General features: G+C 42.0%; 15 protein-coding genes. 8 read left to right on the forward strand and 7 right to left on the reverse strand.

The window, feature by feature from the left end:
- Nucleotides 1-15: 15 nt before the first annotated feature.
- The 6 genes from ACL6C3_RS06975 to ACL6C3_RS07000 all read right to left on the reverse strand — a co-directional run bounded on the left by ACL6C3_RS06975 (nt 16) and on the right by ACL6C3_RS07000 (nt 6201).
- Entirely contained in the window at nt 16-273 is a 258-nt protein-coding gene (locus ACL6C3_RS06975; RefSeq protein WP_413166441.1) for a GGDEF domain-containing protein, read from the reverse strand.
- On the reverse strand, nt 212-2200 hold the full coding sequence (locus ACL6C3_RS06980; protein ID WP_413166442.1) for a transporter substrate-binding domain-containing protein: 1989 nt from the start codon (nt 2198-2200) through the stop codon (nt 212-214). The genes ACL6C3_RS06975 and ACL6C3_RS06980 overlap by 62 nt, the downstream gene beginning before the upstream one ends.
- A gap of 204 nt (nt 2201-2404) precedes the next feature.
- The gene (pstB, locus tag ACL6C3_RS06985; protein ID WP_413166443.1) at nt 2405-3178 is read right to left on the reverse strand and encodes a phosphate ABC transporter ATP-binding protein PstB; all 774 of its coding nucleotides are present in this window, start codon (nt 3176-3178) and stop codon (nt 2405-2407) included.
- Nucleotides 3179-3208: 30 nt separating this feature from the next.
- Entirely contained in the window at nt 3209-4132 is a 924-nt protein-coding gene (gene pstA / locus ACL6C3_RS06990; protein WP_413166444.1) for a phosphate ABC transporter permease PstA, read from the reverse strand.
- 26 nt (nt 4133-4158) lie between these two features.
- Nucleotides 4159-5088, reverse strand: a complete 930-nt coding sequence (gene pstC, locus ACL6C3_RS06995; protein ID WP_413166445.1) for a phosphate ABC transporter permease subunit PstC — start codon at nt 5086-5088, stop codon at nt 4159-4161.
- Between the two features lie 171 nt (nt 5089-5259).
- Nucleotides 5260-6201, reverse strand: a complete 942-nt coding sequence (locus ACL6C3_RS07000) for a PstS family phosphate ABC transporter substrate-binding protein (protein ID WP_413166446.1) — start codon at nt 6199-6201, stop codon at nt 5260-5262.
- Between the two features lie 552 nt (nt 6202-6753).
- On the opposite strand from ACL6C3_RS07000, the gene ACL6C3_RS07005 reads away from it, so the two are divergent.
- Complete coding sequence (locus ACL6C3_RS07005) at nt 6754-6987, forward strand: hypothetical protein (protein ID WP_413166447.1); 234 nt, start codon at nt 6754-6756, stop codon at nt 6985-6987.
- Nucleotides 6988-7003: 16 nt separating this feature from the next.
- Here the strand turns inward: ACL6C3_RS07005 and ACL6C3_RS07010 are convergent, their stop codons facing one another.
- Nucleotides 7004-8467 (reverse strand): mechanosensitive ion channel domain-containing protein, encoded by a 1464-nt coding sequence (locus ACL6C3_RS07010; protein WP_413166448.1) that lies wholly within the window; start codon nt 8465-8467, stop codon nt 7004-7006.
- A gap of 106 nt (nt 8468-8573) precedes the next feature.
- Here ACL6C3_RS07010 and ACL6C3_RS07015 point away from each other — a divergent pair, with 106 nt between their 5' ends.
- From ACL6C3_RS07015 to arsC, 7 genes are all read left to right on the forward strand, one after another.
- Nucleotides 8574-9557: an acetamidase/formamidase family protein gene (locus ACL6C3_RS07015; RefSeq protein WP_413166449.1), complete on the forward strand. Its 984-nt coding sequence runs from the start codon at nt 8574-8576 to the stop codon at nt 9555-9557.
- Entirely contained in the window at nt 9544-10437 is an 894-nt protein-coding gene (locus ACL6C3_RS07020; RefSeq protein WP_413166450.1) for a sulfite exporter TauE/SafE family protein, read from the forward strand. Before ACL6C3_RS07015 ends, ACL6C3_RS07020 begins: the two co-directional genes overlap by 14 nt.
- Nucleotides 10438-10669: 232 nt before the next feature.
- Nucleotides 10670-10990 (forward strand): ArsR/SmtB family transcription factor, encoded by a 321-nt coding sequence (locus ACL6C3_RS07025; protein WP_413166451.1) that lies wholly within the window; start codon nt 10670-10672, stop codon nt 10988-10990.
- Nucleotides 10991-11125: 135 nt separating this feature from the next.
- A complete protein-coding gene (locus ACL6C3_RS07030; protein ID WP_413166452.1) occupies nt 11126-12154 on the forward strand; it encodes a PstS family phosphate ABC transporter substrate-binding protein in 1029 nt (342 codons plus the stop codon).
- Between the two features lie 30 nt (nt 12155-12184).
- Nucleotides 12185-13333, forward strand: a complete 1149-nt coding sequence (gene arsB / locus ACL6C3_RS07035; RefSeq protein WP_413166453.1) for an ACR3 family arsenite efflux transporter — start codon at nt 12185-12187, stop codon at nt 13331-13333.
- A gap of 14 nt (nt 13334-13347) precedes the next feature.
- Nucleotides 13348-13803 carry an ArsI/CadI family heavy metal resistance metalloenzyme gene (locus ACL6C3_RS07040; protein WP_413166454.1) on the forward strand — a complete coding sequence of 152 codons (456 nt, stop codon included), beginning with the start codon at nt 13348-13350 and terminating at the stop codon, nt 13801-13803.
- Between the two features lie 48 nt (nt 13804-13851).
- Complete coding sequence (gene arsC, locus ACL6C3_RS07045; RefSeq protein WP_413166455.1) at nt 13852-14244, forward strand: arsenate reductase, glutathione/glutaredoxin type; 393 nt, start codon at nt 13852-13854, stop codon at nt 14242-14244.
- The last annotated feature ends 41 nt before the right edge of the window (nt 14245-14285 follow it).

Consider the following 14285-nt stretch of genomic DNA (forward strand, 5'->3'; position numbering starts at 1 on the left):
GGTTCCATTGAATCACTACATGGTCTGCGTTTTTTGATAGGCGACCACACAGTTACGACCTCTTTCTTTAGCCTTGTACAACGCCTCATCGACCTGGCTGATCAGATGGCTGATAGACTGACTACCCTCGTGAAATTCAGCGACTCCAAAGCTACCCGTTTGATGACCAACTTTGGTAAACTCATGGTCAGCCAACTGTTGACGCAGTGCCTCAGCTAGAGCCGTTGCCCCCGGATAAATCAGTGTTGGGAGTAATGATGAGAAACTCTTCACCACCCCATCGCCCTAAAATATCTGTGTTTCTGAGTCGTTTATTTAATAACGCTACCATTTCGATCAACACAGCATCTCCCGCTAAATGCCCAAAGGTGTCATTAATCTTTTTGAAATAATCGATATCACAAAGAATGACGCTAAATGTGTGTTTGTATCGATTAAAAAGGGATTCTTGTTTCTGCAAACAGTCTTCAATTTTCAGGCGATTGTAGCAGCCCGTCAAAGGATCGGTAACTGATATCTTTTCTAGCTTGCGGTTATAAGTTTGTAGTAAATATTGGCGATAAAGAACAATCGCTAAAATGGTTAGCCCTACGAACAAAAATCGCCGAATGATCCGATAATCGACACCTTGTTCATACCGGACAGAAATCCAATCGTTGATGATGCCTTGTTTGGCTTTTTCATCGATAGAAGCGATCGCTTTCTCAAAGATACTTAGTAGCTCAGGCTCATCATTGCGAACGGCAATTCCCAATTCCCAAGGCTGCTCAAATCGACCGGCAATTTTCAGGGAAGGATATCGTTTCTGAATGGCATATGAGGTCGTCGGTAAAAGATCGATATACCCAAACAAATTCCCCTTTTCGACTTGCTGTAAACCCTCGTCAATGGAAGTCACCTCAACAATTTGGATATCGGGGTATTGGTCTTGTAAAATCTCCGTCAATGCGTAGCTCTTAACAATCCCAATTTTGTGATTAAGAACATCGGTAATATCGGCAATAAACGGTTCCTTTTCTCGGGTGGCAATCACTAACGGCAGTTCAAGATAGGGTTGAGTAAAGTCAGCATATTCGCGCCGATCTGGGGTGGCAACAGCTAGGGATAGAATGTCACATTGCCGCTGTTTAAATTGCTCAATACTTTCGACCCAGGTCTTGGTTTCAAACAGCGTAATCGGAATTCTAATCCGGGCATTCAACAAGTTAAAAAAGTCTGCACTCATCCCCGTATGTTGACCATTAACGATTGCCTCCAGGGGCATCCAATTCGGGTCAACACACATTTTGATCTGACCTTTATCTTGTAGATATTCTAATTCTCTTTTCGTAAAACCAAAGCTGGCGGTATCAGAAGCTAGATACCAGCGCTGACGCAGATTGGCATACTCCTGTTCTGAAACTGCTGCCATCGCTTTGTCTAAAATTGATTTCAAAATTGGGCGATCGTTGCGGATGCCTAAATATTGACCTGCATTGGAGAAATAAGGGTTGCCAATCAGAGGACGGCTGATTAAATCTTTCAAGAAATAGCGGTCAATATAATAGTTGAAAGTGGCATGGCTTTCTAAAGCGGCATCTGCTCTCCCCGCTTCGACCTGCTTCATGGCATCCAATGTATTGTTAGTTAACAGCAGGTTGATTTCGGGATAGTTTTTGGTTAAAATTTCCTCAAAAAAGAAACCTCTGACAATCGCCAAATTTTTTCCTTGAAGCTGTTCGAGTTCGGTATAGTCTTCGCCATCTTTGCGGGTCAACAAAGAATTAACCAAGTCAAATACATATTGCTCAGAATAGATCGCGAATTTCTGACGATCTTCAGTGATCACCATATTGGTGACGACATCAATTTTTTTCTGAGCCAACAGGGTCATAAATTCATCCCAATTAGGACCAACCACAAACTCAACTTCAAGACCCACTTTTTGGGCAATAAGCTGAATGTACTCGTTGCTGAATCCTTTGACATTACCATTCTCGACAAAGTTATAAGGGGGCCATTGGGACTCCGCGTGAACTCGGAGGACCGGATTGGCCTCAATGTACGCTTCTTCTGCTGCGGTGAGTTCAACTGTTGAACTGCTTTGGGCTAACGGCTCACCGGTTTCTTGGGCAATTCCAGGATTCCAAGCCAGCAGTAACGTTAATACTAGGCTTAACAGGCTTAAGATCAAGTGATGACAATTGAATTTGCAGGCCACTTTAATTTGTTTCTGAAAAAAATTTCTGCAAACAGGTCCTACACTATCATAACAAGCCCAAATCTTTGATTACTGGTTTGTTGACACTCCCCCTTTGAGTCACCTCCTCATCCGTCACCAGTAATTAGGCAAGCGAGCAACAGCCAATCTTACAGTTATCAATTATTTTACAGGCGTTTGCCTACAAAAATGTTGCCTCTTTTTCTAACCAATTCTTCCCCGTAAATAGTCTTCAGTTTGGCTGTGAGAAGGGTTACTAAACACTTCGGAAGTTGTGCCGAATTCTAGCAATTCTCCCAAATACATAAACGCCGTATAATCGGAAAATCTCGCCGCTTGCTGCATACTGTGAGTCACAATTAAAATGGTAACGTGTTGTTTTAATTGGCTCATTAATTCTTCAATGCTAGCGGTGGCGATGGGGTCAAGGGCAGATGTCGGTTCATCAAATAAAATAATTTCAGGATTTGCGACCAACGCCCGGGCAATACATAAGCGTTGCTGTTGACCGCCTGAGAGGTTTAACGCCATATCATTTAAACGGTCTTTGACTTCATCCCAAAGGGCGGCTTCTTTGAGCGCTTGTTCTACTTTTTCATCAATATAACTGCGTCTTTTCTCTCCTCGCACCCGCAACCCATAAGCAACATTTTCATAAATCGATTTGGGGAAAGGATTCGGTTTTTGAAAGACCATACTCACCCGCATTCGCACTTCAATCGGGTCAACATCTCGACCTAAAATGTTTTCTGAATCAAGAAAGATTTGACCTTCGTAGCGGTTTCCAGGGTAAAGGTCGTGCATTCGATTAAAGCAACGTAACAGGGTTGTTTTCCCGCATCCAGACGGCCCGATCAAAGCGGTAACTTGTCGTTCTGGAACCGTAAAATTAACATTTTTCAAAGCGTGAAATGACTCATAATAAAAATTGAGATTTCTGGCTTCGGCTTTGGGTTTAACGGTAATTAATTCTTTCATTTTTTGACTGAAAAACTCGTAATTTAAACTTTACCATTTGATGCCCCGACGGAACCGATAACGCAAATAAACGGCTAGGGCGTTCATGGTTAGCGTCATCATAATTAATACCGTACCTGCTGCTGCCGCATTCACAGTAAATTCTGCTTCCGGGCGAGATACCCAGTTAAACATTTGAATGGGCATAACGGTAAAAGGTGCCTTTAACCAAGCAAAAGAAATAAAGGGAAATTCACCCTTAAAAGGAGCATCGGGTAAAAAGGCAATAAATGTTAATGCACCGATAGTAATTACGGGAGCAGTTTGGCCAATTGCTCGGGATAAACCGATGATTACACCTGTTAAAATACTCCCGGCAGAATAGGGCAGAATATGATCCCAAATCATTTGCCATTTACTCGCACCCAAGGCATAAGCCGCTTCTCTCAAACTATTTGGAATTGCTCGCAATGCTTCGCGAGTGGTCACGATAACAACAGGTAAAATTAATAAGGCTAATGTTAAACCTGCGGCGAGAACACTTTCTCCGAAATTGAGGATATAAACAAACAAACCTAGCGCTAATAATCCGTATACAATCGAAGGAACGCCCGCCAAATTGGTAATGTTAATTTCAATTAAATCTGCAATCCAGTTTTTGCGGCTATATTCTTCTAGATAAATTCCCGAAGCAACCCCCAAGGGTACGGCAATAATTGTCGTTACAAGCATTACCAAAGTTGTTCCCACCCAAGCGGAAAGAATCCCCGCTTCTTCGGGTTTGCGACTGGGAAAACTGAAAAAGAATTGGGGTGAAATTCGGGAAATACCCGTGATTGCCATTTGCAGGGTTAACCCCAACAAAATCAAAATGGAAACAAAAATTACTAAAAAACCAAGGATTGCAAAGATTTGATCGATCTGTTTTCGACGGCTTAATTCGGCTCGAATTTCTTGAAGTTGTGAGTCTGGCATTTTGTTTTAATTTAGTGTGTTTAAATTTAGTAGATTTCGCGATAGCGTTTGGCGAGTAAATGACCGATAATGTTTAACACCAGGGTCATTAAAACCAGCGTTAGTCCGGCTGCAAAAATGGTATGATATTCTAGCGTACCGTGCGGAATATCTCCCAAACTAACCTGCACAATATAGGCGCTAATTGTAGCGGCTTGATCGAAAGGATTCCAGGTGAGTTGCGGTTGTAAACCGGCTGCAACTGCCACAATCATTGTTTCACCAACTGCGCGAGAAATTGCCAGAATATAAGCGGCGCTGATGCCGGAAAAGGCAGCCGGAAACACCACTTTTAACGCCGTTTGTAGGCGAGTTGCACCCATCGCATAGGAACCTTCTCGCAGTCCGACGGGAACCGAACGCATCGCATCTTCACTAATTGAACTAACAAATGGAACAATCATTAATCCCATCACTAAACCCGCACTTAACATATTAAAACCGGGAAGCATGGGAAAGATTCTTTGCAGAAGCGGCGTGACGGCTAATAGGGCAAAATAACCGTAAACAACAGTAGGAATTGCGGCTAAAATTTCTAAGCCCGGTTTGACAAATTCGCGAATTTTCGGATGGGCAAATTCACTTAAATAAATAGCCGCAATGGTTCCTAAAGGAATGGCAACAAACATCGCCACAGTAGAAGTGACAATTGTTCCAGAGAGTAGGGGTAAAATCCCATAATGAGCGTCTGCAAATAAAGGAGTCCATTGGGTATCTGTGAGGAATTCTACAATGGAAACTTCCCGAAAAAATAAAACGGATTCGTCGATGAGAATGAATAAAATTGCTATTGTTGTCGCGACGGAAGAAAAAGCAGCTAGAAACAAAATGAATTCGATTACTTGTTCCCGTAAACTCCGAATTTCCTTCGGCGATAATTGTTTGACTTTTCTAAGTTGCAGTTGCTTTTGACTCATGGGTTTGTTTATCCTAAACCTGAAGTGACCAAGACAGGGATTAGAGAGTTCTTTAACAGCATTCTCCAACCCCTTCCCTCTCAATTTCAATTGTTGTCTGAGAAAAGAACACCAATCAAACTCTTATTAATGGTTCTCAGATTGGCTGTCAATTATATTGAGCTATAACGGTTAATTTTGCCCTCTTAAACGGCTCATTGCCTGTTGCTGCATATTGCTCGGTAGAGGAACGTAACCAACTTCTTTCGAGAGTTTAGCACTATTTTGTAAGTAATATTCTACAAACGCTTTCACCTCGGGGCGCTTCAGTGCGTTAGTGCTAACGTAGATAAAAATTGGCCGCGAAAGGGGTTTGTAGGAACCGTTATTGACCGTTTCTAAAGAAGGCTTTACGCCGTTAATTGCTAAGGATTTTAACTTGCCTTTATTGTTTTCGTAATAGGCATAACCAAAGTATCCCAATGCACCCGGATCGCGAGAAACACCCTGTACTAAAACGTTATCATCTTCGCTGGGAGTATAATCGGTGCGACTCGCTTGAGATTTACCGTTAATTTCTTCAGTAAAGTAATCAAAAGTTCCTGAATCTGCACCCGGCCCGTATAATTTTAAGGGCTTATCCGGCCAGCTTGAATTGACCTGATTCCACTTCATTACTTTACCTTGGGCGGCAGGTTCCCACATTTTTTTCAGTTCCGCAGGAGTAATACTTGTGAGTGGATTACTGGGGTGAACAACAACCGTTATCGCATCATAAGCAACCGGAAGTTCAATATAGTTAATTCCTGCACTTTTACAAGCTTGTGCTTCAGAATCTTTGATCGGACGGGAAGCATTTGAAATGTCCGTTTGTCCGGCACAAAATTTCTTAAAACCGCCACCGGTTCCCGAAATACCAACAGTAACTCGCATCGCCCCCTGTTTGGCTTTTTGGAATTCTTCGGCGACGGCTTCGGTGATCGGATAAACGGTACTTGAACCATCGATTCTAACGGTTGGAGTCCCTTGGGAATGAACCGCAGGGATCGCGAAAGCAACCGTCGCTGCGATCGCCGTGAAAGCACCTGCCAATGTCCAACGATTTTGTTTAAACTGCATTGTTTTTAGTTGCATAACTCTGTTTAGGATGAAGCTAAATTTAGAAAAAGGGTCTGTCTAGTTAATTCCTAATCCTTAGTAACCGAAATATTAGGAAACGGCGATTAACAGTTCTTAGGTTAAGATAGAAATACTATTTTAAATTTAAGTTTGGTTTAAATTTAGGTTAAATTTAAGATTTTCTGATTTCGTCCAGAAAAGCTGCGGGTAACTCGGTGATTTAAGCAGGTTTAACCCTTGGATTAAAAATCAACCTGTAATTTTTCCAAAATCCCTGAATACTGTTATCAATTCAGAGAAAAAGTAGGGAATTAAAGGTTTGAATTAACCTCAAAAACTCCAGAAAAAACTCATCCGGTAGACAGTTGAGAAACTGTCCGCGATCGCCGAGTCAAAGTTAATCAGGGCGATCGCATCAAACCCCCCTCAGACGACATCAATTGCAACTCTAGCCAACAAACATCCCGACTCAAAATGAGGACAATTGAAACAGCAGCATAACCCTTTTCGTCAAGCGTTTGTAACTGGGTTTAAGCTAAATGAAATAGTCGCTCAAAACCCCTTGTTATGGAACCTCTAAATTTATCCGTCTCTCCGCTATTTTTATCGCTAACCGTTGCGAGTGCTGCAATTTGGATCGGTTGCGATAGCCGTGAAGAAATTGTTCGGGTATTTACAACAGCGATCGCCTTAGTCAGTTTACTACTGGCTTTAAGCTTTACCCCTTGGTTTATTTTACTCATTTTTGTCGGCTTATTATTGTCCTTAAAAATCCCAAAAATTGAAAAATCCATTCGCTAAACTTATCGATTTTAACTTAAATATTAAATAAAGTTCGCATCCGTTTGCGAATCCAAATCAACGGATTATTTTCTAAATCATCATCGTCGGACAAACCCAACTCTTTTTTTCGTTCAAGAAACTCCTGTTTTCGTTCGGCTAACTTTTCAGCAATTTGATTCGCCAATTGCGGATAACTGGATAAAAAGTTCTGAAAAATATTACGATTCACCACAAATACTATCGTTTTTTCTTTGGTTCGTACCCCCGCAGAACGACGAATTCCCATTAATAAAGACAACTCACCAAAAAAATCACCCGCATACAGATCCCGAATATGCTTGTGTGCTTTTTTCTCGGCGATAATTTCCACAGAACCCGATAAAATAATATGAAAAGCATCTCCCGGATCGCCCTCATGGAAAATAAACTCGCCCTTCATAAAGGTTTGGCGATATCCTTTTTCAATCAAACTCAAAATCTCTAAATCAGTGAAATTTTCAAAATAAATAACCTTTTTTAATAAATCTCGTAAAGATAGATTCTCCGGTGTATAATCCGCGTCTTTTTTCAGGTTAATTCTGGATAGCTTTTCGTTGGGTTTTTGGGCATCTTGGGAATGAATAGAAGCAAAAACCGCTTTTAAATCTTCGGGATTTCTCAGCCACAAATCCCGTTGAGAAACCGGAATCCGGATATTTTTCAAATACAACTCATTGTGAATAATAAAATTCAAAGAACTTTGAATCGGCAATCTAAACCGAGGTTTATCAATCCAAACGAGCAATTCAAAATTCATCGAATCTTCACCAAAACCGCTTAACCAAACCTGGGGAGGCGGATAAGATAAAATCCGAGATTCTCTCTGTGTAGCGGCTAAAAGAGCCTCTGTAACTAACACCGGATCGCTTCCATAAGCAACTCGCACCGGAATATGAATCCGGCTATTCATGTTTTCATAACTCCAATTAATAATCCGATGATTCACCAAATCCGAATTCGGAACAATAATCGAAATTCCATCATTGGTCACAACAATAGTAGAACGGATGGAAATTTTGCGAATGGTTCCTTCCAAATCTCCCAATTCAATATAATCACCGACTCGGATCGGTTGTTCAAAAACCAAAATCAAACCGCTAACAAAATTTTGCGCTAAACCTTGAAATCCAAACCCGATCCCAATCCCCAAACCTCCGGCTAAAAACGCTAAAGAACTCAAATCCAAACCCGCAGCTTGGGGAACAATAATAAACGCCAAAGTTATCGTAAAATAACGAAAAATTGTGGCGATCGCTTCTCGGGTTCCTTCCTGAAAACCCAACCGAGTTAACAGATGATCTCTCAGCCAGTTACTCACATAGCGAGAAGCCACAACCACCGCAAAAAAACCAACCAGGATCGTAAGAATTAAGCTAATAGAAACCGAAATTCCGCCCATAGAAATCGGCTGAGTAAAAACTTGATACAAAAACTGTACAATATTCTCAAGGATTTTCATTTAAAATCGAGGAGTGGTAAAAGGGATTAAGTTCAGAACATTCGTCTTGGGTCAGACCGTGATGAACTGCTACACAGACATCAAATTTTAGGATAACAGAATTAACATGATTGATCATCTTTTAAAAGCAAATTGTCAAACCGTTCATTTAGGGGGATTTTCCCACAAACTTTCGCCCGCTTTAACCGTGAACTCCGGCGATCGCATCTCCGTTGAAACCTACACCGGATTCAAAATTTGCGATCGCGCACCCGACGCCTTTCTCACCGCCGAATTAATCGAAATTTACCACAATTTACCCCCAGAACGGATCGTGGGGGATGGCCCTCACCTGCTCACCGGGCCAATTTATGTTAACGATGCTCAACCCGGAGACGTTTTAGAAGTGCGCTTAGAAGCCATTTCTCCCCGTTTGGCGATGGGGTTTAACGCCATTCGTGGCGGTTGGGGTGCTTTACCCCAAGAATTTTCTGAACCCCGACTGCGGTTTATTCCCCTTAATTTAGAACAAAATTGTGCGGAATTTCCGCCCAAAAGTGGAATCTATATTCCCCTGCGTCCTTTCTTTGGAATTTTAGGGGTTGCGACAACTGAAAGCAACCGTTCATCGATTCCCCCTGGAATTTATGGGGGTAATATTGACAACCCGGAATTACAAGCGGGTTCGCGTTTATTTTTACCGATTTTTGTTCCCGGTGCGTTATTTTCAATCGGCGATGGACACTCGGCACAAGGCGAAGGAGAAGTGAATGTTACCGCCATTGAAACTTCGATGAATGGCACAATTTTATTAAAGTTACATCAAAATTTATCTCTAACTGCACCGATAGCAGAAACCCCAACCGATATCATTACAATGGGTTGGGGTTCGACTTTAGATGAAGCCTTTGAATTTGCCCTCAAACAGATGATTCAGTTTCTCGAAAACTTTATCGGATTGGATGCAGAAGATGCTTACGTTTTATGTTCTCTAGCCGCTAACTTTCGGATCACCCAGGTGGTTAATTCTCCAAAAAAAGGGGTTCATGGTATGATCTCGAAGTCTATCTTACCTCAAACCTTTAAATTTATCAGGGATGACCATTTCTGAATTACTCACTTTAGCCGGAAGCGGAATTTTTGCCGGAATTTTAGCGGGATTTTTAGGCATTGGTGGCGGTACTGTTCTGGTGCCGATGATGCTAGCATTAGGATACGAACCGGTTAATGCAGTCGCCACCAGTACCCTATCAATTATGATTACTTCCATTTCGGGTAGCTTTCAAAATTGGCGCATGGGTTATCTAAGTTTTAATCGTGTGATTGGCATTGGATTTCCCGCTTTAGTTACCGCTCAAATCGGGGCTTATCTGGCCGAACTTTTCCCCTCAAAGCTGTTACTGATTTTGTTTGGACTGTTACTGTTGCTGAATATTTATTTAGTTGAAGTTCGCAAACAAGTCACTCGCCGGAAAAAACAGCAGGAAGAACAACAAAACTCGCCAGAAGAACAAGCCACCCCGAACAACTCAACTGTCTCGAATTTGATTCCTGAGATTACCTTTCCGATTACGGCTCATCCCTTTTCTTTGGTGTTTGAATATCGGCAAAATTATAAACAAATTCAATCCCAACAAATCGCCCGTATTATTACCGGAAGTTTGGCCGGATTACTTGCGGGACTGTTTGGAATTGGTGGCGGAGTGATCATGGTTCCTCTACAAATTATCCTTTTAAATGAAACCATTAAAACCGCGATTCAAACCAGTTTAGGCGTAATTGTAATTACCGCTTTTTCCGCTTGTTTGGGCCACGCTTTTCAAGGCAATGTTATCTGGATTTCGGGTATAATATTGGGATTGGGTGGCTTACTCGGCGCTCAACTTAGCACTCGATTTTTACCCAAGTTATCAGAAAAAACGGTCAGTATTGCTTTTAGAAGTTTACTTTTTATCCTCTCGATTTACATCTTTTGGAAAGCGTTTCAATAATCTTCCTCGTCGCCTTTTGTTGATGGGGTGAAAGCCTGCGGGGGTCGTGCGATTCTGTTCGCCGAGCGTACCGCAGGCTTATAGAAATTCTCCCGACCTCCGGGGCGGATTTATCTAACTGATTTGCAGGGAAAACATACATTTAGGGAGAACCCGCCCCCACAACATGGGTCACTTAATGGGGGATTTTATATATAAAATAGAATATAGGAGATAGTATCAAAAAATTTTGATGAAAACAATTTCTAACGAATCATCAACTTTACTTGCTGCGGGATTCCACGCCCTGTCTGACCCCCTGCGGATGGAAATTATCGCTCAGTTGCGAGAGGCGGAGTTGTGCGTCTGCGAACTCTGCGAACAGCTTGATTTGGCCCAGTCGAAACTCTCATTTCACCTAAAAATCCTCAAAAATGCAGGTTTGGTTCAATCTCGCGCCGAAGGGCGGTGGATATACTATCGCCTCAACCTCGCCCAGTTCATCGCCCTAGAGGAGTACCTGGCGGAATTTCGCCGTTTCAGCCCCATTTGGCCCGCTCGCAAATGCGAGTAATCTCCTAACCCATCAAAATTTTTCTATCTGGGAGTAACGCCTTTGCGGAAAATCTTCACGGAAGTTTACTTGACTAATCAAACTTTTTTGATAAAGTACAAGTATATCTTCAACTCCGCAAAGGAGGAGAAACCCATGAGTCCAACTCCGATAAACTGGCTAAAAACCTTTAAGGTCGCCAGTTTCGGCATTTGTTCAACTGTCCTGTTGTCCGCTTGTGGTTCCAGTCAGTCGCAACAAAACCAACCCATAAAAATTGATGGTTCCAGTACCGTTTATCCGATTACCGAGAAAATTGTTGAACAGTTCAACGCCGAGAACACAAAAAATGTTGATGTAACCGCAAACTTTTCCGGAACCGGAGGCGGTTTTCAAAAATTCTGTGCGGGGGAAACCGACATCAACAACGCTTCTCGCCCCATTTCCCGCAGCGAGATGGAAACCTGCAAACAAAACAATATTGCTTATATCGAACTCCCGGTGGCTTTTGATGGGCTAACCGTTGTCGTTAACCCCCAAAATACTTGGGCCTCTGAGATAACGGTTGAGGAGTTAAAAAAAATTTGGGAACCTGGGGCGCAACAGAAAATTACAAAATGGAATCAAGTTCGTTCGTCTTGGCCGGATAGACCTTTAGTTTTATTTGGTCCGGGAACAGACTCGGGAACTTACGACTATTTTACAGAAGCAATTGTCGGTAAAGCTGGGGCATCTCGTAGTGATTATACAGCCAGTGAAGATGATGAGATTTTAGCGCAGGGAGTGAGTGGAAATCCCAACACTTTGGGTTATTTTGGTTATGCTTATTACGACAAAAACCAAGACAAATTAAAACCCTTAGCCGTTGATAATGGTAGCGGTGCGGTGATGCCTTCGGAAGAAAATCTCCGCCAAAATCAATACAGACCTTTGGCACGACCCCTGTTTATTTATGTTAATGCTGCTGCCGCCAGAGACAACCCTTTGATGACAGATTTCATCGATTATTATTTGCGAAATGCAGAGGGCGCTGTGAGTTCGGTTGGTTATATTCCCTTTGAAGAAGATGACTATTCTTTGCTGTTCCGCAACTTCCATAAAACCAAAGTCGGAACTGCCTTTGGGGGTGAATCTGAATTCACAATGACCATTGATGAAGTGCTAACAAAATTCACAGAATGGTAGTTTATTTTGCTGTAAGTTTGAGGAATTTATATGAGTGTTAATTCACCTCAAGTTAATCAATCTGCCGTACAAGCAGGCGGTCAACTGAGCGTTTTTGAAAAATATCTCACTGTTTGGGTTTTTTTGTGTATTATTGCCGGAATTGTACTCGGAAGATTGTTTCCCGGTGTGGCGGTTGCCCTTGATTCGATGAGTGTTTATCAGGTGTCGATTCCGATTGCCATTTGCCTGTTTTTTATGATGTATCCCATCATGGTAAAGATTGACTTTACCCAGGCTCGGAAAGCGGTACAAGCACCCAAACCTGTAATCTTAACGTTGGTGGTCAACTGGCTGATTAAACCCTTTACAATGGTGATCTTTGCTCAGTTTTTTCTGGGGTACTTATTTCGGCCGTTACTGAGTTCGACCGAGGTTTTAAGAGGAACAGAAGTGACCCTGGCTGACTCTTATATTGCGGGTACAATTTTACTCGGAATTGCCCCCTGTACGGCGATGGTTTTGATGTGGGGATATCTTTCTTATAGCAACCAAGGACATACTTTGGTTATGGTGGCGATTAATTCCCTAGCGATGCTGTTTTTGTATGCGCCTTTGGGACGTTGGTTGCTATCAGCAAATGATTTAACCGTGCCTTGGGAAACGATTGTTTTATCGGTGTTAATTTATGTCGGATTGCCTTTGGCTGCTGGAATGTACAGTCGCTATTGGATTTTTAAACATAAAGGAAAAGCCTGGTTTGAACGGAAGTTTCTGAAGTATTTAAGCCCCGTTGCCACTTCCGCTTTATTGATTACATTAGTATTGTTGTTTGCCTTCAAAGGAGAATTAATTGTTGAAAATCCCCTGCATATTTTGTTAATTGCCGTTCCCCTGTTTATTCAAACTAACTTCATCTTTTTAATCACTTATGTAGCCGGATTAAAGATGAATTTGTACTATGAAGATGCCGCACCCGCAGCGTTAATTGGCGCCAGCAATCATTTTGAAGTCGCCATTGCAACAGCAGTCACTTTATTTGGTTTAAATTCCGGCGCCGCGTTAGCAACCGTTGTCGGGGTTTTAATTGAAGTTCCGGTGATGTTAATGTTGGTGGAAGTTTGCAAACGAACCGCTTCTTGGTTTCCCCGCGAACCCGAAAAAGCAACATTACTTGATCCCCGTTGTTTGAACTGTTAAATTAAAGGTGAATTATGTCAGTATTTAAAACTCATGTCGCTTTAGTTGTCCGAAACTTAGAACAGTCTGTTACCTTTTATCAGACTCTATTTGGTGTTGAACCTGTCAAATATAAGGCTGATTATGCTAAATTTGACGTGAACAATCCCCCGCTAAATTTAACCCTGAATTTAGCCGAAGAAATTCAACCGGGCGGCACTTTATCTCACTTAGGAATTCAAGTCGAAAGTTCGGAAACCGTACAAGCGGCAATTGAACGATTTAAACAGGCAAAACTCACAACGTTTGAAGAACACAATACCGACTGTTGTTATGCCATTCAAGATAAAGTTTGGGTAACAGACCCGGATGGAAATCGTTGGGAAGTGTTTGTTGTTAAACTGGCTGATACAACCCCAGAGGAGAATTTATTCGCGAAAAACTCAAAGATTACAGCATCTAATTCGGTCAAGTATTCTTGCTGTAAATAATCTACTTATTCATTTAATCAATTCGGGTTAAAGCCGGGAGTTTTTAGCATGAAAAAAGTCATGTTTGTCTGTAAAAAAAATTCTTCTCGTTCTCAAATGGCGGAAGGATTTGCTAAGAAATTGGGTGAGGGAAAAATTACCGTTACCAGTTCAGGATTAGAAGCCAGTGAAGTGAATCCCCACGCGATTAAAGCGATGTCAGATGTGGGAATTGATATTAGCAATCAAACGTCTAACGCCTTAAATGAATTTAACCCAGAAGATTATGATGCGGTGATTTCTTTATGTGGTTGTGGGGTGAATTTACCCCCAGAATGGGTAACAAGAGAAGTGTTTGAAGATTGGCAACTCGATGACCCCGCAGAACAACCGGAAATCTTTCCCCGTGTGCGAGAAGAAGTCAAAGAACGAGTTGAAAAGTTGATCGAAAAATTGAGTTAATTTCCGACTAATCAATAATCCGCTTCGTAGGGGCGGGTTCA

Origin of the sequence: Capilliphycus salinus ALCB114379, assembly GCF_047276495.1 — a bacterium.
GTDB classification, from domain to species: Bacteria; Cyanobacteriota; Cyanobacteriia; order Cyanobacteriales; family Microcoleaceae; genus Capilliphycus; species Capilliphycus salinus.

Coding starts and splice junctions, on each gene's coding strand:
- pstB (WP_413166443.1), bottom strand. CDS start 3,178: ATGAAAGAATTAATTACCGTTAAACCCAAAGCCGAAGCCAGAAATCTC.
- pstA (WP_413166444.1), bottom strand. CDS start 4,132: ATGCCAGACTCACAACTTCAAGAAATTCGAGCCGAATTAAGCCGTCGA.
- pstC (WP_413166445.1), bottom strand. CDS start 5,088: ATGAGTCAAAAGCAACTGCAACTTAGAAAAGTCAAACAATTATCGCCG.
- ACL6C3_RS07000 (WP_413166446.1), bottom strand. CDS start 6,201: ATGCAACTAAAAACAATGCAGTTTAAACAAAATCGTTGGACATTGGCA.
- ACL6C3_RS07005 (WP_413166447.1), top strand. CDS start 6,754: ATGGAACCTCTAAATTTATCCGTCTCTCCGCTATTTTTATCGCTAACC.
- ACL6C3_RS07010 (WP_413166448.1), bottom strand. CDS start 8,467: ATGAAAATCCTTGAGAATATTGTACAGTTTTTGTATCAAGTTTTTACT.
- ACL6C3_RS07015 (WP_413166449.1), top strand. CDS start 8,574: ATGATTGATCATCTTTTAAAAGCAAATTGTCAAACCGTTCATTTAGGG.
- ACL6C3_RS07020 (WP_413166450.1), top strand. CDS start 9,544: ATGACCATTTCTGAATTACTCACTTTAGCCGGAAGCGGAATTTTTGCC.
- ACL6C3_RS07025 (WP_413166451.1), top strand. CDS start 10,670: ATGAAAACAATTTCTAACGAATCATCAACTTTACTTGCTGCGGGATTC.
- ACL6C3_RS07030 (WP_413166452.1), top strand. CDS start 11,126: ATGAGTCCAACTCCGATAAACTGGCTAAAAACCTTTAAGGTCGCCAGT.
- arsB (WP_413166453.1), top strand. CDS start 12,185: ATGAGTGTTAATTCACCTCAAGTTAATCAATCTGCCGTACAAGCAGGC.
- ACL6C3_RS07040 (WP_413166454.1), top strand. CDS start 13,348: ATGTCAGTATTTAAAACTCATGTCGCTTTAGTTGTCCGAAACTTAGAA.
- arsC (WP_413166455.1), top strand. CDS start 13,852: ATGAAAAAAGTCATGTTTGTCTGTAAAAAAAATTCTTCTCGTTCTCAA.